General features: G+C 43.1%; 18 protein-coding genes. 7 read left to right on the plus strand and 11 right to left on the minus strand.

The window, feature by feature from the left end; all coding sequences use genetic code 11:
- Positions 1–20 precede the first annotated feature (20 nt).
- Both BMX56_RS16365 and BMX56_RS16370 read right to left on the minus strand, forming a co-directional pair.
- Positions 21–1,433, minus strand: a complete 1,413-nt coding sequence (locus tag BMX56_RS16365; RefSeq protein ID WP_090650213.1) for an oligosaccharide flippase family protein — start codon at positions 1,431–1,433, stop codon at positions 21–23.
- 15 nt (positions 1,434–1,448) lie between these two features.
- A complete protein-coding gene (locus BMX56_RS16370; protein ID WP_090650216.1) occupies positions 1,449–2,276 on the minus strand; it encodes a glycosyltransferase family 2 protein in 828 nt (275 codons plus the stop codon).
- 175 nt (positions 2,277–2,451) lie between these two features.
- Here BMX56_RS16370 and BMX56_RS16375 point away from each other — a divergent pair, with 175 nt between their 5' ends.
- On the plus strand, positions 2,452–3,114 hold the full coding sequence (locus BMX56_RS16375; RefSeq protein WP_090650218.1) for an NAD-dependent epimerase/dehydratase family protein: 663 nt from the start codon (positions 2,452–2,454) through the stop codon (positions 3,112–3,114).
- A 79-nt stretch (positions 3,115–3,193) separates the two neighbouring features.
- Positions 3,194–3,790, plus strand: coding sequence for a 2OG-Fe(II) oxygenase (locus BMX56_RS16380; protein WP_090650221.1), 597 nt, complete (start codon positions 3,194–3,196; stop codon positions 3,788–3,790).
- A 97-nt stretch (positions 3,791–3,887) separates the two neighbouring features.
- Here BMX56_RS16380 and BMX56_RS16385 read toward each other — a convergent pair whose 3' ends face one another.
- The 6 genes from BMX56_RS16385 to BMX56_RS16410 form a co-directional block, all read right to left on the minus strand.
- Positions 3,888–5,297 carry a hypothetical protein gene (locus tag BMX56_RS16385; RefSeq protein ID WP_090650224.1) on the minus strand — a complete coding sequence of 470 codons (1,410 nt, stop codon included), beginning with the start codon at positions 5,295–5,297 and terminating at the stop codon, positions 3,888–3,890.
- The gene (locus BMX56_RS16390) at positions 5,294–5,926 is read right to left on the minus strand and encodes an RNA polymerase sigma factor (RefSeq protein ID WP_090650227.1); all 633 of its coding nucleotides are present in this window, start codon (positions 5,924–5,926) and stop codon (positions 5,294–5,296) included. The genes BMX56_RS16385 and BMX56_RS16390 overlap by 4 nt, the downstream gene beginning before the upstream one ends.
- 198 nt (positions 5,927–6,124) lie before the next feature.
- A complete protein-coding gene (locus BMX56_RS16395) occupies positions 6,125–6,571 on the minus strand; it encodes a hypothetical protein (protein ID WP_143065459.1) in 447 nt (148 codons plus the stop codon).
- Positions 6,572–6,613: 42 nt separating this feature from the next.
- Positions 6,614–7,651, minus strand: a complete 1,038-nt coding sequence (locus BMX56_RS16400; RefSeq protein WP_090650233.1) for a PorP/SprF family type IX secretion system membrane protein — start codon at positions 7,649–7,651, stop codon at positions 6,614–6,616.
- A gap of 3 nt (positions 7,652–7,654) precedes the next feature.
- Entirely contained in the window at positions 7,655–11,782 is a 4,128-nt protein-coding gene (locus BMX56_RS16405) for a PKD domain-containing protein (protein WP_090650236.1), read from the minus strand.
- Positions 11,783–11,980: 198 nt separating this feature from the next.
- On the minus strand, positions 11,981–13,228 hold the full coding sequence (locus BMX56_RS16410) for a nucleoside recognition domain-containing protein (RefSeq protein WP_090650238.1): 1,248 nt from the start codon (positions 13,226–13,228) through the stop codon (positions 11,981–11,983).
- A 230-nt stretch (positions 13,229–13,458) separates the two neighbouring features.
- Between BMX56_RS16410 and BMX56_RS16415 the strand changes: the two genes are divergently transcribed.
- From BMX56_RS16415 to BMX56_RS16435, 5 genes are all read left to right on the plus strand, one after another.
- Positions 13,459–13,890 (plus strand): DinB family protein, encoded by a 432-nt coding sequence (locus BMX56_RS16415; RefSeq protein ID WP_090650241.1) that lies wholly within the window; start codon positions 13,459–13,461, stop codon positions 13,888–13,890.
- A 4-nt stretch (positions 13,891–13,894) separates the two neighbouring features.
- Complete coding sequence (locus tag BMX56_RS16420; protein ID WP_090650243.1) at positions 13,895–14,311, plus strand: DUF3052 family protein; 417 nt, start codon at positions 13,895–13,897, stop codon at positions 14,309–14,311.
- A 93-nt stretch (positions 14,312–14,404) separates the two neighbouring features.
- Complete coding sequence (locus tag BMX56_RS16425) at positions 14,405–14,839, plus strand: OsmC family protein (RefSeq protein ID WP_090650246.1); 435 nt, start codon at positions 14,405–14,407, stop codon at positions 14,837–14,839.
- Positions 14,840–15,515: 676 nt separating this feature from the next.
- A complete protein-coding gene (locus tag BMX56_RS16430) occupies positions 15,516–16,502 on the plus strand; it encodes a 3-keto-disaccharide hydrolase (RefSeq protein ID WP_255369857.1) in 987 nt (328 codons plus the stop codon).
- Positions 16,503–16,811: 309 nt separating this feature from the next.
- Positions 16,812–17,888, plus strand: a complete 1,077-nt coding sequence (locus BMX56_RS16435; RefSeq protein ID WP_218152435.1) for a YncE family protein — start codon at positions 16,812–16,814, stop codon at positions 17,886–17,888.
- Positions 17,889–18,077: 189 nt separating this feature from the next.
- Here the strand turns inward: BMX56_RS16435 and BMX56_RS16440 are convergent, their stop codons facing one another.
- The 3 genes from BMX56_RS16440 to BMX56_RS16450 form a co-directional block, all read right to left on the minus strand.
- Complete coding sequence (locus BMX56_RS16440; protein WP_090650248.1) at positions 18,078–21,140, minus strand: efflux RND transporter permease subunit; 3,063 nt, start codon at positions 21,138–21,140, stop codon at positions 18,078–18,080.
- A 4-nt stretch (positions 21,141–21,144) separates the two neighbouring features.
- Entirely contained in the window at positions 21,145–22,197 is a 1,053-nt protein-coding gene (locus BMX56_RS16445) for an efflux RND transporter periplasmic adaptor subunit (RefSeq protein WP_090650251.1), read from the minus strand.
- A gap of 94 nt (positions 22,198–22,291) precedes the next feature.
- Positions 22,292–23,653: a TolC family protein gene (locus BMX56_RS16450; RefSeq protein ID WP_090650253.1), complete on the minus strand. Its 1,362-nt coding sequence runs from the start codon at positions 23,651–23,653 to the stop codon at positions 22,292–22,294.
- Between the last annotated feature and the right edge of the window lie 19 nt (positions 23,654–23,672).

Here is a 23,672-nt window from a genome sequence, read left to right on the forward strand (position 1 = left end):
AAGCAGGAAGATGCCTTATTTTACCAGTTTAACAGCCCGATTAGGCCAGCTCTGTCATCCCGCTTTAATTGCATCGTGATCAATAACGAAACACCGTAAAATACAACCGCCATTATCGCGGCCAGCCATAGGTTTGGGAATAGGGCTTTGGCTGCCAATCCGCTAAAAAAGGCACATGCGGTACAAATGGCGAGTGTATAAAAAGAACCCTTAAGCCCCGATTTGTCATTGGCGAGGTAGAAAACACCCTGCACCAGGCAGGCCAATAAAAACGCGAGGGCAGCCCCTTCGTTTTTGTAAAAAGGGATTAATACAAGGTCGCCAACTACATTTACGGCAAAAGTGAGCAAAAACGAATTGAAGATCATTTTTAACCTGTTTTGCGCAAAAAAAATCGTCCACAAAAAATTATTTAAATACAGCAGGGGTAAACAAAGCGAGAGGATAAATATGGTTGTTGTATTAACCGCGCCATACCTGCCATGGGTTATGTTGTCAACCACAGGGTTCCAACACATATTTAAAATCAAAGCAGTAAATGCTGCTATTATAAGTTCTATCCGGATGAGCAATTTAAGATCGGCCCGGCGATGGTTATCAGTTTTAAATAATTTGGTAAAACGGGGAAGAATTAAGGGGGCGATAGCTAATAAGGGGAGGGTAGAGATCTCAAATATCTTGTATGCGAAACTATACTCTGCCAAACTAACTGCCGATACCATAAACCCGATGAACAACCAATCGAACCGGGCCAGGGCCGAAGTAATTAAGACCACTCCAACCTGTGGCAATGATTGGCGCAGTAAGGCAAAGTAAGGTGATTTTCTCCAGGCGGGAAGTACGGGCACCCGTACATAGCGCCTGAAAAGATAAAAGGACGCCGTTAATTCAAGTACATCGCCACCAATAAATACCCATATTATGGTGCCTATGCTTACCTGGTGCAAAACGGCCAAAATGAGCAGGCTGATGCCCCTTACCATATTGGATATGACCAGCATGCATGCCAGTAATTTAAAACGCTCCATGCCGCTAGAAACCTGCTTTAATGGTGTGGAAAAGAAGATCATAAGCTTGCCCAGGCCCAACAGCAGCATCAGGCGGTATACTTCATTGTCATGTATGAAAAACGTGCGGCCCAATAACAGGATGCCATAAAATAGCCCTCCGGCAAACAACACATGGAAAGCATAAAGCGACAAAACTGTTTGAACATCATCGCCATGCGCTACTTTTTTAATAATTACCTGGTCGATACCAAAAGAAAGGATGTTGAATGCAGATAGCAGTACCGCTAAGGCCAGATTAACCTGGCCAAAGCTGTTTTTATCAAGATTTACAGATAATACATAAAAAATAATCACCCCAAACAGCTGGTTGATGACAAGCTGCAATGTATTTGCCGAAAGATCAATTACCAGCTTTTTTTTCATGAACAATGCTGTGGTTTATTCAACACGCGCATGGGTATTAAGTTTATATGCCACGGTAGGTACGTCATGCTGGTAAATCGGCTTATTCTTTAGGCTTTGTGTAGCTTTACTAAGGTAATGATATTTTAGCCATGTATTTTTAAATGCCATCCGCGAAATGATGAAGCCTTCTCTGCCATCTAAAAACCCCAATAAAAACAAGTAGGTCTTCACAAAATGAAATACCGGCGCCAAATACTGCTTTACAAGGCCCGCCTTTTTTCCGGCTTTCAGGTACTTTATGGCGCTTAATTGCGAATAGTGAATTGTTTTCTTCTCATACTCGGCCTGGTTTTCCACAGAATAATGGTGCAGGTTACCGTCCAGTTTTTTTACAACAACGTTTTGCGGCAGTTGCAATGTTTCGTGTACCGGCGTTTCGTTCCATTTAACATGCTGCCTGTTGAACAGGCGGATATGGTGATCGCGACCCCAGTTACCAAAGCGGATGAGCTTTTTGCCAAAATAAGTTTTAAAGGCTATATCGTAAACGGTTTTATCATCGCCCGGAGCCGTTGCCTTTATAGAGTTGATCAGGGCCTGGTCGGGTATCTCATCACCATCAACGCTTAGTATCCAGTTATATCGCGCCAGCTGAATGCCTTTATTTTTGTTGGCGCCGTAGCCAATCCATGCCTTTTGATATACTTTGCAGCCATATGCCGTGGCTATAGTTACGGTTTGATCGGTACTGTTATTGTCAATCACAATAATGTCGTCGCTGATCTGTTTCAGCAGCGGGATACTTTTAACAAGGGTACCGGCCTCGTTTTTGGTAATGATCACAACAGAAATTGGATTCATGTTATATTAATGTTAATCGGTGTCTGTTGCTTTAAGTAATACAAAAAGCAAAGGGCATCTATTAACTATATCGTTATTTTAGGCGGGAGGGTTGCCCGCGCACCAAAAACTTATTTCAAAAAGCGCGTGCGGCCTCATGTTAAAGCATTAATTTTATGCAAATACATTTTACCATATGAAAGCAGGAATAAAAGCCATTGTTACCGGCGCAACCGGAATGGTAGGCGAGGGGCTTATGCACCAATGTTTACAAAACCCGGATGTTGAGCAGGTATTAGTGATTAACCGGAAGCCGTCGGGGGTATCGCATCCCAAATTAAAAGAGATTATTCATGCCGATTTTTTTGATCTCTCGCCAATCAGTGATCAGCTTACCGGTTATAATGCGTGCTTTTTTTGCCTGGGTGTTACTTCGGTAGGTAAAAAGGCCGATGAATATTATAGGCTTACTTATACACTCACCATGCACATGGCTCAAATATTGGCAAAACAGGATCCGGAGATGACCTTTTGCTATGTATCGGGCGCTGGCACCGATAGTAATGAAAAAGGCAACGGGTGGGCCGCGGTAAAAGGTAAAACAGAAAACGACCTGATGAAACTGCCCTTTAAACAAGTTTACGCCTTTAGGCCCGGTTTTATAAAACCAATAAAGGGTTTAAAAAATGCCCATAACTTTTACAAGTATATCAACTGGCTGTTCCCGGTTGGCCGTGCGCTTTACCCGGCGGGTTTTTGCACCCTGGAGGAATTGGCTACCGCCATGATAAAGGTGGTTAACCAACCGTATCCCAAAAAAGTGATAGAAGGAAAGGATATCATAGCATTGGCAAGGTAATACTGCTGCCAGATCGATTAAAAAGGGTATCTTTAACAACATGCCTGCATTTGCCGGATAACATGCTAACTCACCTTTATTGGAAGATTCATTCAATTGCCTTATCGATAGTTACCTTGCCGATAAGGTTGGCATAGCCGATCATTTTTTAAGTGACACGCTTGCTGCCGATCTTAAGCTAAACCTACTGGCACTTGTTCAATCGAGCTTGCTGTTATCTGCCGGAACCGGTAACGATAGAGCCGTGAACCATGACACTAAAGTTAGGGGCGACCACATCTACTGGCTCGACCGCAAGCATGACACCCCTTGCGAAAATGATTTTCTCGACCTGATGGATAGCTTTGTTGCCTATCTTAATAAAACCTGTTATACTGGTATCACCGGCTATGAATTTCATTATACGTTGTATGAAAAGGGCGCTTTCTACAAAAAACATCTTGATCAGTTCAGGAATAACGATAGCCGTAAATATTCAATGATCATGTATTTAAATACCGGGTGGTTAGCTGCCGATGGTGGCGAATTGCGTATACACCATTTAACTCGTGAACAAAACATCGGCCCTGAAAACGGGCGCACGGTATTCTTTAAAAGTAATGAGCTTGTTCACGAGGTTTTATGTACTCAAAAACCAAGAATGAGTATTACTGGCTGGTTAAAGGTAGATCATTAAATAAGTCTGAAGTCGAAAGTACTAAGCCCTAAGTCAAAAAATCGAAATCCATTTTACGACTTAAAGTGCTCTACTTAGTACTTCAGACTTCGGCCTATCATGGCTTAAACCCTGAACCAATGTTCCAGTTTATACCAAGGGCAACGCCGGTTGATTTGAGGTCGACCTTGCCATTGCCAATACCGGTAATCGGTAGTTTCATGTAGGGTTGTAAAACGGCGCTAAACTTTGAATTTATTCTTCGCTGGTAATTAACATTAACGTTCAACACGCCAAACAGGTGTGTATTTTTATTTCGTATTTCCAGGTTATAGGGTTTCCAGCCGCTTTCGGCCGAGTAATCAAACCTGTAATTTTCTTTAAGCATAAAGTACGATGATAACCCCGTACCAACACCAATAGCGTTGCTCCCTTTTGAATACAATTGGTAACTGAGGTTCAAAGGAACATCAAGCACCTTACAATTTGCCTGGATATTGGTAGGCGTTATTGATGGATTGTAAGACGCAGACGAATAACTGGTAGGTGTTGATGAATAAGGCTTAATAGCGTATGCTGCACCCGTGCTTATAGTTAACTTTTTTGTAATCCGTAATGAAAGCTGCAATCCATAATTAGTACCTGTTTGGCTATGCCCAAATGAATTTACCGCATTAGCGTCAGATGCGGCCAACACGCTGATAGAAAACTGTGGCCTGTTTTTTATTGCTGATGCCTTAACAATAGCCATTTGTTTTTTTGCCTCCCGCTCTGCTTTCTTATTCGCTGTCGTATCTGCATTTTGATTTGCTGCCATGTTGTTTTTAACCTGGTTGCCTGCCGGGGCTATTTTACCGTCATTATCAGGTGTATCAATACCGGCTGTTTGGCCATCAGGTGCTTTATTTGCACTTGGTGTTTTATTATCGGCCAGTTGGGCTGCATTGCTGCCTGGTATGGCTTTATTAATTGTTTCCGTTTTTTGCGCGTTATTTTTAGGCCGCACATCGTTGGCAGCCATGTTAGTAGCTTTATCGTTAAGATTATTTCCCGTGCTTACTTTAACTTTTGATGCCCGGTTGTTATTGGCTGAATTGTTTACGGCCATGTTTTCGGCTTTATTGTTAATCGTATCTTTTTTTGCAGATTTAACGCTATTGGATTGCCCGCCCGGCGCGGTTACCGCGAGATCATCAGTTTTATTGTTGAGGCTGTTGCCGGTATCGCGATCAGGTGAACCTGAATGTTTTTGACTGTAGCCTGTTTTATTAACCTTTCCGTGTAATTTAGCTGGATCTGTAGTATCGTTTTTGCTGTAAAAATATAAACCTAAGGCCAGCAGCAATAAAGCTGCAATGCCGGATGCATAATACATAATACGGAAGAAGCCTGCTTTTTTATTGGATTTTTTATCCAGCAGCTGCTCCATAGACTCCCAATCCTCCTCACGAAAAGCAAAGTGGTCTCCAGGGCCGGATAACCCGTCCCTGAATAATTGATCCAGCTTATTTTCGTCTTTCTCTTTCATTTCATTATTAATTCTATCAATACCGACATACTGATGCTTATAGTGCCAATAGCCACAATGGTATGTTGCCCGCTGCCGGAATTACTATCCGGCAGCCTGCCGGAGTTGATTACCATATTTTTCAATTTTTCACGCGCTTTAAACAAATTTGATTTTGATGTACCTGTACTTATATTTAGTTTCGACGCTATCTCCTCGTGCGAAAATCCCTCAATAGCAAAAAGGTTAAACACTGTCCGGTAGGCGTTTGGCAGTTGTTGCACCATGCCAATAAGATCATCGTAATTTAACTTCCGATCGGGGAGTTCATTATGTCCTATGTCCTCGGCGGCGTCAAGGTCATCGGTAAGTGAGAGCTTTAGGTTACTTCTGTAATAATCAACGGAGGTGTTCATCATAATCCTGCCAACCCATGCAATAAAGGGGCGGCTGGTATCATATTTTTGCAAGTTGGTAAACACTTTTAAAAAGCCCTGGTTCATAATCTCAGCAGCTTCGTACCTATTGCCGGCGTATCGCAGGCATATACTCATAGCAAAGCCATAAAATGCTTTGTAAAGCATCTTCTGGTCTTTTCGGCTATGCTGTAAACAGCCTGCAATCAATTGTTGTAGTTCTGCTTCTCCCATATATACGGGCTACCTGTTTAATTAATTCCTGTTTGCAACTAACACGTATTTATAGTTGAAAGGGTTGCCTTTGGTTTTACTTTTTTTTCAGAAAGCTTATTTATGATAAATCCAGTTCGCTTTTAAAAGTAAAAGAACCGTAAAGCAGGTATTATTAATGTGTTTTGCAGATCGCAAATTACCCTGAATAATGATGCATTACTCCGTTACTTCATTCACATCAATCATCGTCCAGTTATCCTGTACTGCCTTGGGGCCTCCGTTGTATTTTAATGTGATCTGAAAATTGGTTTTTACTTTTTCTCCTTTTTTATCAATTGAAGTTACGTATGATTTAATGACAAACACCGAATCTGATTTTTTTGCAAACTGATAGTGATCTTCGGCAAAAGTTAAATTGCCCGATTTGATGGTAGGTGCAATGTACTGCTTGGCTGCCTGGTATGCATCATCGCTGTTTGGGAACATGGTAAACGTAAGCATATCAGATGATCCTCCCGATGTGGCAAACTTTACAACTATCATCATAAAAATAATTCCAAAAATCGCCAGCATCCATGCACCTATCATGGCTGTTTTCTTTTTATGTCGTTTGTCTTTAAGATAAGACTGGTCGGGTCTTGCTTTGTGATAGATTCTCTCCATCGTAATTCAGGATATATAACTTGATAAAGGTATATAAAATTCTTAATAAAAATCATAACAGCGCCTTGCCCCTTCAAATTTATGATAGGTATCCACACGGGAGGGCAAGGTGGTTTCATAACCGATACTTCCTTCGGTTGTGCCGCTGGTATTACTATAATTAAGGCCCGAAATTGGTGCATCATGGCTTACACCCATCCGGAGTTTCTCTCCACTTTCTTTGTTTAAAAACAAGTCGAATATCAACGAGAACGTGATAGCAGATGGCCCGCCCGATCCGGCAGTACGCACCCATAAACCAGCATTAAGGTTATGTCTTTTATACTGTAGCCCTATATTTATTGATTGCGCCGTTGATTGTTTATAAAAAACAACTGATGGAATAAAAAAAGATTTCTCGTCCTCATCAAGATTTTCATCCTTGTTAAGGTCCCATCTATAGCTTATATGTGCCGTGCCGCGCATAGGCAATTTTGCGGGCGTACCGGTAAATGATTCATTGGGGCGGTTAATATGCTGCAATGCACCGCCAATATTAAAATCGCTTAAAGCAAGGTTTATACCCGCGCCTGAATCAAAGTAGAACCGGCTGTCGAATCTTGGCGACTCGGCATTTGTTGGCGATCCGGGGATGTACCCTAAACGCGGGTCAATCTGGTCGCTGAAAATCAGTTTACCATAATCAACCGAGCGGTTGGTTACCCCTGCCTGCACGCCAAACGATAATACAAAATCATCGGAACCAACACTATAGGAATAAATGCCGGCTATATTGTTTTTTGTAAGCCCGGCGGTACCCTCATTGCCCCGGGTAAATATTAAACCAACCCCGCCGCCAAATTGCGGAATATTATAATCTACCGATGCTGTAAGATAGTTAAACCCGCCAGGCACCGATGTAAATTGATTGCGATAAATAAGGTTCATCCGCAAATCGCCCTGGAATTGCCCGTTTAATGCAGGGTTAAGATACACGGGCGAATTAAAAAACTGAGAGTACATATGATCCTGGGCAACCGCCACGCTAACAAACAACAGCATTAACAACCCTAAAACATATCCTTTAAGCAAAACGCGCATTATTTATCTTATTAAATGAACAACACCCGTTCGTTTGGGTAATGAATTATTGTACGACATTCCTTTCCACTCGCTGCCGTTTATAAATGTTGCCGAAGCCTGCCACACGTAAACGCCCTGCTCTACGGGTACTCCTTTAAAAGTACCGTCCCAGCCATCGCCATCAACTGGGGTGCCTTTAGGGGCCGATAGTTTCGTGGTTTCCCAAATCAGCTGGCCAAAGCCATTAAATATTTGCAGGTGCCATTGCTTAATACCCGATCCTTTGGCCGCAAACTTTCTTAGTTCGGTTGTACCGCTGGTAGGCATAAAGGCGTTAGGCAAATACAGTTCGCCGGGAATACCTGTTATACGTACATAGTGTGTTACCGCGCTATCGCAAAAATCTTTGGTGCTGGTTACCAGCGTCACCTTATATTTTCCGGTATCCGCATAAGTATGGGGCGGGTTGCGAAGAACACTTACAGTTCCGTCTCCAAAATCCCACATCCAATTGGCCGGCGTTCCGGTAGTTTGATCAACAAACTGAAACTGGTAATTTGGTATGCTGGTGATAGTATCTGGATTGGCTGTAAAAGCAGTGCCCGGTGGCGACGTAACTTTTATATAATCTTTTTTTACCAAACTGTCTGTACAGCCTGTTAATGGGTTAAGGGCCACAAGTTTAACGGTGTAAGGCGAATTTTTATAATTGTAGGTATGTGGTGGTGGCGTAAATCCGGTGGCTGTAGCCCCATCTCCGTAATACCAGGTATAGGATAGGGCTACCGGCTGTGTGTTAGGATCGGCGTAGGTAGTATTTGTAAACGACGCGGTAACATTTCGGCAACCCGTGGTATCTGATGCTGCAAAGCCGGCTTTGGGTATATCATATACCATAACCCGGTTTGTTGATTTGGATGATTCATTGCCCGACGAACATGTACTTGAAGCGGTGATGGTTACGTAATACAGGCCTGGTTTGGTAAACACATAAGGCAGGTTACCAGTACCGGCTGCTACATTGGTTACTACTGCGTATTTATTATCATAAATGGTGTAATAAAAGGTATCGCCGCCGGATGAATTATTTACAAACGTTAAATTTAAAGGCGCACACCCGCTGTTTTTATTATTCAGAAAAAACATATCCGGCGTAATAGTTGGGGCCGATACCGTGATGGTGCGTTTGAGCGTGGTATCGGTATTGCCACAGTAATTTTGGGCAACCATAAATATGGTGTACTGCTTTGTACGGGTGGTATTTAATGGCGTATCAAACTTAAAATCGCTTTTATCGGTATATACTTTTGATTCCAGCATCAGCGGCCCATCATACAGATAGTAGGTGTACTGTAAGTTTTTACCGGGCGATGAGTTTTTGCCTGTTACAATAAAAGGCGAGCAACCTTCAACTCTATCAGGAATTAGCCTTGCAATTGGTTTTTGTGGGCTTATTCTTACCGAATCGAGGTAAGGAGGGGCTATATTACAATTGCTTACAATGCTTAAACTGATGTGATAAACAGTATCCCGACCGTCTGTTTTTGCCAAAAATGTGTGTTGGGGATTGGTCCCTGTATCTGTTGAGCCGTCGCCAAAATCCCATAAAAAAACACTGTTTATTGGCTTAGATGTATTAGTGAACTGAACCAGCAGATTACCGCAGGCCGTGCTGTTATCCTTGGTAAACGAAGGGGTAGCAATAGCCGGGGGGATAGTTACCGTAAGCACAAATACATCGCTAACACAATCCTGGCTGGTTGATATAATATTATACGTTACAGTTGCATTGCCGTTTAAATCGCTGTTGGTTAAAACATCGTTTATAAAGCTACCGCTGCCACTTACCGTATAACCACCAGCAGTTGCGCTGGTTTTTGATGCATCAACTGCCCACGTAAACGTTGTTGCAGGTTTCGTTGCTGTGATAGTATAACCAAGCGATTTTCCTGCACAGGACGTTACTGTATTTTTACTTGTAATTGAATCGGCTTTATTGATAATGATTGTTGCTGGGTCGGTTATGGTATCGCAGGGTGCGGCCAGGGTTGTTATCCCCTGAAAAAGGAGGGTAACCTTGCCCGCCTTTATTTCGGCGGCTGAAGGCGTATAAACTGTCTGCGCCAAATTTCGGTCGGTAAAGGTGCCGGTACCGCCAGCCCAACGCATTTTTATTGAAGGATTATTTGATGTGCCATTCAAATTAACAGGTGTTCCGGCGCAAACGGCAGGGTAGGTGCCTGCGGTAACTGTTGGCGCAGCAATAAATTGTAAATGCTGGCTGCTGGTGGCCGGGGCTCCGCAAGCGTTGGTATTTGTTACGGTAACGGTATACTTAGCAAAATCGTTAAATTTTATGACCGGATATTGTGAAACGTCGGTAGTATTATTAATAAAAGAAAATGCCCCGCCGGTTACCGTCCATTTGTAGGTTGCACCGGTGTTTTGTGCCGATCCGGAAAATGTTACTTTAGTTGCGCTGTTATTGGTATTATCAAATTTAAGTGTGGTATTTGTTCCGCAAAACACGGTATCTTTTGATAATGTGGCTGTGGGCGCATCATCAACCACAACCGTTTGTGTAGTAGCATCGGTTATCAGTCCGCAACTTATCGTCGAGATTGCCAGTTTAATATTATAAACACCTGTTTTGTTAAATAAAAACTGTGGCGTTTGGCTGTTTGCATCAGTTCCGCTTGCATAAGCTACGGGTGCTGGGCCGGTAACCGTCCACACATATTTATTTGTATTATTACAGTTTGCGTCAATTTTTGATGTGTTTACGGGAGTAACCGTAAGGGGGATGCAACCCGAATTAACAGGCAGCGAAAAGACAGGCACAGGAGCTTCCTGGATACAAATATCCTGCGTAACATCGGCAACAGCGCATGAGCCTGTGTTGTTTTGCAGTTGCAAGGTTACTGTATGTGTACCGGTGGTTGTAAAAGTATAAATGAAAGCATCAGATAGTTTGTAATTAACTTGTTTGGTTACGCCGTCAACAAGCCACGTATACCGGGCTTTGCTGTTTGTACAACTTGCCGACGTACTGTTGGGGTCGTCGCCCGGAAAAGAATTGTTTACAAATTTAACCGCAGTATTTACACAGGCGGCCACCGGCACAACCGGCAGGTTAATTGGCGGCGCTATAACTTTTGCGTAACTGGCAACGGGGGTGCCTACATTGCCGCAAAACGGGCTTACTAATTGCAGTTTTACTTCAAATGAATTGTTTTGGCCTTTAACTATGTTTCCGCATGATGCCTTAACATATTGGTGAGAAACTTTTCCGCCGGCAGCAAGTATCTGGCAATAGGTATAAGATACCGATGGCGTACCATCGCCCCAGGAAACATTATAAAGCAACCCGGGATAGTTGCTTTTTATAACATTAGGGTCGATGTTGTACGTTAAATTAGTAGCCCCACTGCCAAGGCAGGCTGTTGTGCTACCCTCAACACCGAAACTATTGTTAACCAGGTTATTGACCAGGGTATAAGTATAAGTACCTATAATACCTCCTAAAACAGCTTTTACGCTAACTGTATAATTGGCAGTTTTGGCAGCAAAATTACCATTATTGGTAAAATTAACATTGGATGCTTCAGTCACCTGCGAAAGCTCGTTGTAAAAGCTCGCGGTGACTGTGGCACCCGCAGTTGATGTATTTATAAAATTATAAGAAGAATTGCCAGAACCCGAACAAGTGCCAAACACTTCGGGATAATTGGCATCTATCGATTGCGAATTTAACGCCGCAACAGTGCCTGCGCCGGCAACAATTGATATGGCAGCTGATGACCCGCTTGTAACCGATGGTGTGGTTGCAGTCACCCTAATCAAATAACCGGTGCCGGGAGTAGTGCCGGCTGGTATAATGCCATTTACAAAAGTAGCATAGTTGCCCGTGAACTTGCCAATTAGTTTTTGCGACGCGAAACTACCGCTGGCATTTGAAAGGTAAAGATTGTAGGTATTAGCAGGATCGATGCATGCCCCCGTTACCTGGATGGGAACGCTTATTGTCGACCCTGGCGCATAGGGGCCGGCATCTACATTGCCAATAGTTATAGTTTGCGCTAAGGCCGAAAAAGCAACTAAATTAAATAAAGTAAAAAAAAATAAATTTGTAGTAAATATTTTATTCATTCACTTGCTTTTACTGTAGATAATTGCTTAAAATTCAATAGATTGGTCGAAAATAATAATAATTTTCAAATAATAATTGAATTTATTGCAAAAAGTAAAATTTTAGGGCCGAAGATTTTTCGCCAAAAACGAACAAAATAATTGCCGGTAACAGCAATAAAAAAGATTGCTAAATAATGAATGATGGCGGTACTAAGCTTACTTTAAATTTCCAAAAAATAAATAAGAGATGAATATTGCAGCTATGATACCGGCTGCATCGGCAAATAAACCGGCGGGTATGGCGTACCGTGATTTTTTTATCCCCACGGTACCAAAATATAAGGCAACTATATAAAATGTAGTATCGGCCGAACCGTTGAATACACTACCCAGTCGACCTGCAAAACTATCGGGGCCAAAGGTTTTCATTACATCTATCATCATTGCTTTTGAACCAGATCCGCTGAGTGGTTTCATGTAGGCTACGGGCATAGCATCTACAAACCTGGTATCAAGGTTGGCCTTTATACAAACCCAACGCAAACCCTCGTTCATATAATCCAGTGCACCGCAACTACGGAACACGCTAATACCTACTAACATTGCCACCAGGTAAGGGATTATCTTTACCGACGTTTCAAATCCACTTTTTGCTCCTTCTACAAAAACATCAAATACATTTATTTTTTTTATCAATCCGCCTACGATAAATACTACCGGGATAAAAAACAATAAAAAGTTACTAACTACTTTAGATACTACGCTTATTTCTTCGTTAGTTAAGTACTTTGTAAAATACCATACCACTATCGTAATAAAAGCGGTTACCCCGCCCAGCCAGGCAATGATAACCTTATCCCAAAGGTTTATCTTTTGTTTTATAGCTACAATTAATAAACCAACAACCGTTGCTACGTAGGTTGCTATAACGCATGGTAAAAATATATCTGCAGGATCTTTGGCATTTAAAATGGCACGTTGCGCTATGATAGTAACCGGCAACATTTGCAGGCCCGAAGTATGCAGCACCAGGAACATGATCTGCGCGTTTGAAGCCGATTCCTTATCTTTATTTAACTCCTGCAGGCTCCCCATAGCTTTTAAACCCAGCGGGGTGGCCGCATTATCAAGCCCAAGTAAATTGGCCGAGAAGTTCATGAGCATTTGACCAACGGCCGGGTGCTTTTTAGGTACATCAGGAAACAGGCGGCTAAAAAACGGACCTACCAGGCGCGATAGAAAATTTATGGCGCCTGCCTTTTCGCCCACATTTAATATACCCAGCCAAAAAGCCATAGCGCCAATCAATGGTAAAGCAATATCCATTACCGATGATTTTGACGAATTGAAAATACCGTCGACAAGCAATTTAAAAGCCTCTACGTCGCCAAAAAAAATAAGCTTGATGAGTGCTACAACAAAAGCGATCAAAAAAAATGCTATCCAGATATAATTAAGAGCCATACGTGTCTTTAAGGCTTTGAAGTTAATGGTTTTGTATTTCAATATGAAATAATACTTAACTTGGACAGTGGGAAGATAGAGTCAAGAGTCAAGAATTAAGATAGCGCGAATTGGCTAAGAATAGGATCGAAGCTGTTTCTTCATTAAAATTAATCCTAAATTAGCCTTTATAGTTTTTGTCTTGATTCTTGACTCTTGATTCTCTCCCCATGTATTAAAAAAACAACACCATGACCACTACTTCGGCCATTTTAAACACCGCTATAACCGATTTTTTGCAAACCAGGTCACCCGATGATAATTGGGATTTAAAACCCGCACCCGGTAAATGGTCAAAAAAAGAGGTCATTGGCCACCTGATTGACAGTGCCCAGATAAACCTGCAGCGCTTTGTACGCTGCACTTACGAGGAGAACTTTAAACTGGTTTATGAGCAGGATATTTATGTTGCTGTACAACATTACCAGGATGTTGATACTAAAGAACTGCTTGATCTATGGATTTTGCTTAACAGGCAAATAATAAGGGTTTGGGAAAATTACCCGGCAGATAGGCTGACCGCCCGTTGCGATAACAGCAAAGGCGAACCCAACCTTCAAACTGTTGAATGGCTGGCTAATGATTATGTTGAACATTTAATGCATCATTTAAAAACTATTTAATTATATGGCAGGATACTCCGGTACACCGTTGGCAAAAAAGCTGGGCATAAAGGCTTCGGCAACAGTAATGCTGATTAACGCCCCCGATTATTATTTGCAGTTATTTACCGACATGCCGGCCGAAGTTTACTTTGTGGATGATGCCGGTGTTAAAAAAGATCTTATCCATTTTTTCACAAAAAGCCAGGACGAGTTTTTAATTAATTTGCCGCAATTGATGAAGCAAATAAAACCCGATGGCATGATCTGGGTGTCGTGGCCCAAAAAAGCATCAAAAGTGGTTACCGATATTACTGAAGACGTAATCCGCAATTTCGCACTTAAAATAGGGCTGGTTGATATAAAAGTTTGTGCCGTGGACGAGATTTGGTCTGGTTTAAAATTGGTTATTCCGGTAAAGGACAGGAAATCATTGGCTTAAAACTTTTTTGGTAATAACAGCGTAAACAATCATCAGCTATTATTTGCAAACGCCAACAATTACCTAACTTAGCATCATCATAAATTTAATACTATGGCCACAATAGAACTTAAACGTGTGCATGGCGATTTCGGCTTTGAGGCCGTGGATTCCATTGGTCACACAGTAAAAATGGATAGCAGCCCCGAAAGTGGTGGCGAAGATTTTGGGATACGCCCGATGCAAATGCTGTTAATGGGCCTTGCAGGCTGCTCGGCAATTGATGTTATCAGCATTTTAAAAAAACAACGCCAGGAAGTAAAGGACTATAAAATGGTAGTTAACGGCGAACGCGAAGCCGGCAAAGAACCTTCGTTATGGCAGGATATCGAAGTTGAATTTCACTTGTATGGCGATATTGATGAAGATAAAGCAGCCCGCGCGGTTGAATTATCATTAAACAAATATTGCTCTGTAGCTGCTACGCTTGGTAAAGCCGGTGCCGATATTAAATCGAAGGTGTTTGTTCACCCGGCGGTAGAGATATAACGACAACAAAATCTATTAAAGTTCCGGGGAAATTAAAGGGACTTATTTAAAACGTAAAAAGCGATGGCTATAAACCATCGCTTTTTACGTTTTAACCTCAGGCTCTCACTCGCCTTCAAAAAAATCTATTAATCCGCCAAAGTAGCTATGGGTCCAGCCATCGGTTATATCGTCAAAATCCTCATCGGGAATGTTGGTGTGCTCAATTTCGGCAAATGTGACTTGTTTATCGGGGCGTATTTTATGGTAACTACAAAATCATCTGATTTACCTTCAGGATACCATTGCCGTACAATTTTTTCGGGATGATAAATGGTTGGCAGCCGATTAGGTTTAAAACAGTGTTTGCTGCCGGCATTTTTCAATGGTGTACCAGCCCGTACCAGGGTGCGACAGGGTGTTTCATTATCAGGTGGTACACACACTTTATTGGTTATGCATAGTACCTAAAATAAGTAAAAAACAACCCGTTTTTCAATTAGTATCCATTTGGTGAGCCACGTGGTCAGTTTTATTATAGATCCTTGATTGACGGTTATTTAAGTAATCCCAATTAAATTAAACAGCTATTTAATAAAGGCAGTTAGCCGGATAATTTTTTGGATAAAGAAAAATAAAAGCTACCTTTCAACCTGTAGTCTCAAATACTTTAACCAATAAATGCTTAAAATAAAACATGAAAAATTTATTAATAATGGGTAATAGTCCACTTTGCCGTTTCCTTCGGCTACAAGTAATGCTAATGTTATTTGCGTTCCCGGTCTTAAAAGTATCAGCCGGAGAAATCGGGCCATCGAAAGACCCTGATGTGATAGGCAGATGGGATATCACCATCACCAAAGGCGGTAAAAGCCTGCCATCATGGCTGGAGGTGCAAAAATCCGGTACCCATACTTTAATCGGTCGCTTTGTGTATGCCTTTGGAAGCGCGCGCCCGATTTCGGAAGTTAAACCGGATAATGGAAAATACAGCTTTTCTATTCCCCCGCAATGGGAAGAAGGAACCCGGAATATGGATTTTCAATTTGAAGTTAGCGGCGATAAACTGACAGGTACCATGGTTTACACCGACGGTGCTTCTTATGAGTTTACTGGTGTACGTGCCCCATTGCTTGTGAGAACTAAAAGCCCGGTTTGGGGTGCGCCTGTGAAATTGTTTAACGGAAAAAGCGTTAAGGGCTGGCATACAGATGGCAAGAATCAATGGATAGCGGAGGGTGGAATTTTGAGAAGCCCGCATTCGGGAGCTAACCTGATAACTGATAAAACTTTTACCGATTTTAAACTCCATATTGAATTCAGGTATCCGCAGGGAAGCAACAGTGGCGTTTACCTGAGGGGCCGGTATGAATTGCAGGTGATTGATACCAAAAGCGGCGACCCTGAGCCTATTAACAACCAGTTCAGCTCGATCTATGGTTTTCTGCCGCCAAATAAAATGATGGCGAAAAACCCCGGTGACTGGCAATCGTATGACGTTACGCTGGTTGGCAGAATGGTAACTATCGTAGCTAATGGGAAAACGGTAATATGCGACCAGATAATCCCCGGGATAACCGGCGGCGCTATAAATAGCCAGGAAGGCGAACCTGGCCCGATATTGATCCAGGGGGATCACGGACCGATTGATTACAGGAATATTATTATAACTCCTGCCAAATAAAGGATACTAACAAGTAAGAAAGCCTTCCTGAATAATCAGGAGGGCTTTCTTGCAATACGCCGGGAATGTTTTCGGCGTTGGGGCCCCTTTTATATCTATCTTATTTTGTGTTTAATTATGGTAGTTCATCTGTTAAAAGCAACCAATGGTCGGTAGTCTTCAGCTGATCGTCGATTCACCTGCCGCCTTTGCAGAAAGCCCGGTTTGAGTTCTGTATATTTGTTTTCGGGAAGATCATTTCTAATGATTGACTTTGATGCCAGCGTATAAACAAAATTTATTACAGTTTCTTTTAATTCATCGTCATATATGAACAAGTTCCTGTGTAACTCAATTTTTAAAGCCACAAAGTTTAATCTGGCCAAATTAGTTGTTATAAACGTTTTATGTACATTGTTGATTTTTGCGGCAACAGGATGCGCCGCGCAGACTACGCCGGCGCGTTTCCTGCTTGCGCTTTCAAAAACCGATCATATTCTGGCGATCATTGACCCCGTTACACTAAAGATTATCGCCCGTGTACCTGTGGGCTCCGATCCTCATGAGGTTATTGCATCAACTGATGGAAAGGTCGCTTATGTTTCTATTTACGGCGGCGGCAGTTTGCACGAGCTTAGTGTGGTTGACCTGGTAGCACAAAAGCCTTTACCTGCAATTGATACCAGGCCACTAATGGGGCCACACGGACTAACGTTCGCCAACGATAAGGTGTGGTTCACAGCGGAGGGATCAAAGGCAGTTGGTCGATATGATCCGGCGATAACCAAACTCGACTGGGTCATGGGAACAGGCCAGGACCGGACACATATGATTTATGTAACCAGCGACGGAAAAAAGGTTTACACAACAAACGTGTCGGCAGGGACGGTAAGCATTTTGGTAGATAGTCTGCTCAAACCCGTCGCCTCCCCAACAGGATTTGCACCTCCGGCACGCCAGGATTGGGTGCAAACTGTTATTCCTGTTGCGGTAGGGTCTGAAGGTTTTGATGTCTCGCCCGATGGCCGTGAATTGTGGACGGCAGGTGCTAATGATGGTGCCATTTCCATTATCGACATCGCCGCCAAAAAGGTAACCGGCAACATCGACGCAAAGGTTGTCGGCGCCAATCGGCTCAAGTTTACACCAGATGGTAAGCGGGTATTAATTACAAGCCTCAGGACCGGCGATCTGTTTATTTATGATGTGGCATCGCACAAAGAGTTGAAACGCATCAGTACCGGCCATGGAGCAGCCGGCATCCTGGTAGACGATGACGGATCACGGGCATTTATCGGTTGTACGGGCGACAATTACGTGGCGGTGGTCGATCTCACAGCGCTAAAAGTGACAGGTTATATTGATATTCCGGGGGCAGACGGCCTGGCCTGGGCAGTTAGGCCTTAGTATTACGATGGGAGAGGATCAGGGTGATAAAGTAAAAGAAATTCATTGCCAAAGATTTATGGAGATAATTGGTTGCCATTGATCAAGCTGAATTATATAGAATGATAAAAATATCCATAGCAGGCATTTTCACTGTGCATTTTTTTGTTGTAAATGCTTGCTATGGATGTTGTAAATTGGACTAATTAACTAAGCTTTTTCCTCATCATTTTCCAAATGTGGAGGTATTAATTTATACATTACCGGAGTCACTATCCGTGAGAGGATGGTAGAACTAATCAGTCCACCAATCAAAACAATCGCCAACGGGGCTATGAGCGGGTTAGGGTTCAAAGCGATTGGAAGTAAACCACAGATTGCTGTTATCGAAGTCAATACAACGGGCAGAAAGCGCGTTTCGCCGGCCATGTTGATGGCTTCATCTATGCTGTGTCCTTCCAGGCGCAAGTGGTTAGTAAAATCAACCAATAACAATGAGTTTTTAACCTGTATCCCTGATAAACCGATGAATCCGATGATAGACACAAGCGACATCGGGTTGCCTGTCATCAGTAACAGAACCACCCCGCCAAGTATGCCTAATGGTATGATCGAAAGCACGATAATAATTCCTTTAAAGGTTTTGAATTGAAGGAGTAGCACACCAATGAAAAGGAATGTGCTGAGTATGATCACAGACAGAAAGTTACCGCCCAGCGCATCACCTTCAGACTCCGCTTCTCCGGAAAGTTTGTAATAATAACCCGGCGGCATTTTTAGCTTGTTCAGCTGCGGAACGATATCCTTCAGGACGTCGTTCGCCAGGACGTGCTCTTTGGTCAGGGAAGTCACCTTCGCAAAGCGTGATTTATTAAAATGGTTGATGGCCGTGGGCGACATTTCAAACGAAATAGTGGCGATCTGATCAACCAGTACCGGCGTGCCCTGCACATTGTTGACATACAGGTTTTTTAAAGCATCGAGGTTAGAGAACTTGTCTCTTGGAAGCGTGATCACCACGTTGCGCGAATCACCCCGGTCATCGATATAGTCCCCGACAGTTAGTCCCGCCACCGCCATACGGATCACTTTGTCCACATCACTGGTCAGCACGCCTAAGGTACGGGCCTTCTCTTTATCGATCTTTATTTTGACATCTGATTTATAAACATTCAGCTCATTATTGACATAAAATGTACCGGGATGCTTTTTCAGAATTTCTTCGACTTTAAAAGAAAGGGATCGTATGGTATCCTGGTTTTCTCCAAATACCCTTACTACGATATTCGCTTCGATCGGCGTTCCCTGTTCAAAGTCTTTCACTTCGATCCTTGCATAGGGAAAGTCGTTGAACTTCATTCTCAGTTGCTTGATCAGTTCGGTCTTTTCACCGGGGCTGGCCTCTTCATCCAGTTGAACAAATACTTGGACAAAATCAGGCTTTACATCCTGCTGGTGCACGTTGTAGTAAATTTGCGGATTACCTTTGCCCACATTCGATGTATAAAAAACAATCTCTTTGTGTTTCTTAAGTTCACCTTCTACCAGTTTTGTCACCCGGTCGCTTTCCGGGATATCTGCCTGGAGGGGTAATTTAATATTGATCAGGAACATCGGTTTTTCCGAAGTTGGGAAAAGCTTGAACCCGGTAATAGTGAACAGAAAAAAAGCAAGTCCGCTCAGGGCTAACGATATCCCGATAGTAACTTTAGGCCATTTCAAGGCAAGCGGCATCACCCGGGCATAAGAGCGGGTCAAAAACCTTTGCAAATGCTTCAAGAAGAAATTACCTTCGCCATGGGTATGCGTTTTTAACATACGGCTGCCCAAAAAAGGTACAAGTGTTAAAGCTACGATCATAGACGACAGCACACTGGTCATAACAGCCACCGGCAGGCTGCGGATAAATTCACCGGCCGCATCAGGTAAAAAGGCAAGCGGTAAAAATGCGATAACCAGGGTAGCTGTACAACCTACAACTGCCACACCAATCTGTTTTGTCCCTTTCAGGACAGCATCCATGCGGGAGTGCCCTTCCCTGAGCCAGCGCTCAATATTCTCTACTACAACAATACTGTCGTCTACCAGCAGCCCTAATGCTACCACAAGCCCAACAATACTGAGTTGATTTAAAGAATACCCTAAGAAATTCAAGGCGATAAGCCCCAGGCCCAAAGAAAGCGGGATGGAGATCATCACGATCAGCGATGCCCTGAACCCCAATGGCAGCAGAGTGACGACGACCAGAACGATGGCTAACCCAAAGTCAAAACCAAGGTGGCCCAAACGCCTGGATACCATATCGGCCTGATCGAAGTTTTTGACCATGCGAATGTTTTCAGGCAGGCTTTTGTTAAACTCATCCAGAGTCGGTAAAAACTCTTTCTGAACGCTGGCAATATTTACATTGCCTTTCATTGCCGCCGTAACCAGTACACAACGGTGCCCGTTTAAACGGGTAATATGGTCTATCGTGCCGTCCTTATAACCTACGTCGGCCACATCTTTCAGGTAAATGATTTTGCCATTAGCATTATAGATAACCGTATTGGCAACATCATCGACACTCTTGAACTTGCCGCTGGTTTTAACATTAAATACCTTGCTGTCCAGGTTGATACTTCCCCCGGGGATATCCGCGGCTTCGCTTTGCAAACTGCCGATGACCACATTAAGCGGTATTTTCAATTGCGCCAGTTTATTGAGTTGCATATCGATCCGGATCTCCTGTTCGGGCATACCGAAATACTTTACCTCCTTTAAATTGGTGATCTTTTCTAATTGTGTTTTCAGGATGTCTGCTTTATCCCGCAGCAATTTACCGGAAGCGTTATCTGACACGAGCGCAACCTGCAAAATTTTTACGTCTGATGAGGATACTTTTTCTGTTTTGATCAGATAGATATCTTTAGGAAGTTCACTGTTCTTTAGCGCATTGATCTCCGTGGAGATTTCCTGGTATTTGTTGTCCACATCTACGCCATATTTAAACTTGGGCTGGATAACCGCTACACCGTCCTCTACGGTTGTCAGGATCTTTTCAATGTTTTCAAGTCCATAGATCTTGTTTTCGATGGGTTTTACTACCTGCTCTTCCATATCCTTTGGACTGGTTCCAGGGTAAATCACCGTGATGATGTATTGCGGCGGATGGTTTGTCGGATCTTCCGAACGGGGCATGGTAAACAGCGTGAGTAAGCCTACAACTGCCACCAAAAGGAATATGATCAGGGTGAACTGATAGTTCTTAACGGCAAAATTTGTGATCTTCATGGCCTTACTTGATGATTTTAATGAAAGATTGTTCGTTGAGATAAGCGCTGTTGGAGACCACGATCTGGTCTATACCTTCCAGTTTATCCTTCAGATAAACATTTTCGTTGTCAAACTTCAGAATGGTAACCGGTACTCTTTTTACCCTGGTTGCGCCTATGGTGGTAAATACGAAACCTTTATTGCCGTCAGCTTCTACCAGTGATCCGTATGGGATAATCATCACGCTTTTATCCTGGTGGGTGGCTATCTCCGCTTTACCAAACATACCAACCGCGGGTTTTACGCCGTTTAATTGCAGTTTCAGTTCTATCTGGAACGAACCCAGCTCCCGATCGGCCGCCTGCGACTTGCGGAACACGGTAGCATCAAAGGTTTGACCGGCATAGCCGTCGAGCGTTACTTTAGCGGTTTGTCCGGGCCTGATGATGGCCCATTCGCGGTCAGTCACGCCAATTTTAAGTGAATAACTGTTTTGCTGTTCGGTAGAGTTGGTCAGCAGTACCGGTATACCCCCGGCGATAACCTCGCCTTCATTGGCTGTTTTCTTGCTTACAAAACCATCAGATGCGGCATATATTTTAGAGTAGCGCTCGTTGAAGGCTGTTGCTTCCCTGGCTTTTTTTGCAACATCCAAAGCGGTTTTAGTATTCTGCAATTGTTCCAAAGTGTAAACACTGTCTTTGTAAAGATTTAGTGCCCGGCTATAGTCACGCTGCGCTTTTTCTACACCTAAGCTGGACTGGGCTAATCCAGCTGAAATTTCGGTAGAATTGAGCGTGGCCAGCAATTGCCCCTGTTTAAAGAACTGGCCTTCCTGTACCAGGATACGGTTGATTACGCCGCCTATTTTAAAGGCATATTTGGCTTCATCCTCCGTACTGACCAGGCCTGTAGCGGTGATCTGGTCGGGTACGCCTAATGTAGATACTGATGCGGTTTTAACGGGTATGATATCCGGTTCTCCAATTGGATTACCTTCCCTGTGTTTTGCTTTGCAGGAAGCCATTGAGATTAACGCTGCTATGATAATGCTGAATAATTGTAAGTTTTTCATCGTTTTAATTTGTTTTTTAATGGAGATGAATCGATCATGAGCTTATTTATATTGTCTTTTAAGGGTTGCTCATAATGGTTTCATGATCTTATTTTTATTGAATGGTGAAACTGGCATTGGCGCGTTCTATAGCGGCGTCTGCAATCCAGGTGTCGTAAAGGGCAATATTGGCGTGAAGCTGGGCATCGATCCATTGGTTCTGGGCATCCAGCAGTTCGATATAAATGGCTGTTCCCTGTTTGTATAACTTCAGCATATCCCCGTAATAGGTCTGGCTGGTTTTTAATTGGGATTGTGCGGCCTGGTATTGCGCAATGGCGCTTTGCATACCAGCCTGGCGAACTTTAAGTTCGGTAAGCAATTGCTGCTGCACGTAATCGGTCTGTGATGCCAGGGCCTCGCGGTCGGCAAGCGCCTGCTTGACCCGGTAATTGTTTTTGCCGGAAGAGAACAGGTTCCATTCCAGGGAAACCCCGAACAGATAGTAACGGCTGTTACTGTTAAACTTCCAGTCAAAAGCTTGCGAACCCAGATCGATAAAGGTTCCTAACTTGGGGACGATATAGGATCTGGCCAGCCCAGTCAGGTTGCCATTGATATCTTTTGCTATCCTTAGTTTGGATAATTCCTCCCTGCCATCAACATTGTTACCCGGGCTTTGTTCCCTTGCAGGCAGTGTTTTAATATCGTCTGAAAGTATGCTGTCTGTCAGCGGCCGGTTAAGCAGGAAGTTAAAATAGTAGCCGGCTGATTCCGCTGTTTTCTGTGCCTCAATAAGCGAAGCATTGATTCTGGATACTTCATTCTGACTCCTGAGCACAACGGTACGGTTAACCTTACTGTTGTCATACAGCTTCGTATTGATCCTTTGACCTTCTTCAACCAACCGGAGTGAAGATTCATAGATGCCGGTAGCATAAACGGCTTTCTGGTAATTGTAATAGGCTGTTTTGATTTCTTTGACCAGTTCGCGTTTATAGAGCAATATCTCGGCCTTTTGCAGATCTACCTGCTGCCTTTTGATCCGCTTATTATAAATCAGTTCCGCATTCAGAATAGGGAGTGTGGTGCGAAACTTAGCATCATAAAAATTATCCGGATTAAGCTGTATCCGCTGATTTTGCAACTGCGGAAAGGCATTGCTACCGGTCAATTTATTCAGCGTGGAATAAACTCCGTTAAAAAGGTCGCCGGTAGGGAAATCTATCGTACGGCCGCCATCAGCCTTTGTGTAGGTAGTCGAAAAAGTAACATCGGGCAGAAACATGCTTTTCGCTTCCTTAAGCGCGTAAATATTTTTTTCGAGCACGAAGTTCTGCTGCCTGATGCTTTCATTTGAGGCAAGGCCCTGCCGGATATACTCATCCAGCTTGCCCTGCGCTTTTGCAAAGGGTGCAGCCAGTAAGGCTGACGACAAAAGCAAAAGTTGGTAAAATGTTTGACTTTTGAATTTCATTTTAAATCATCGTTTTAAT

The sequence above is a fragment of the Mucilaginibacter sp. OK283 genome (genome assembly GCF_900110415.1).
GTDB lineage: Bacteria > Bacteroidota > Bacteroidia > Sphingobacteriales > Sphingobacteriaceae > Mucilaginibacter.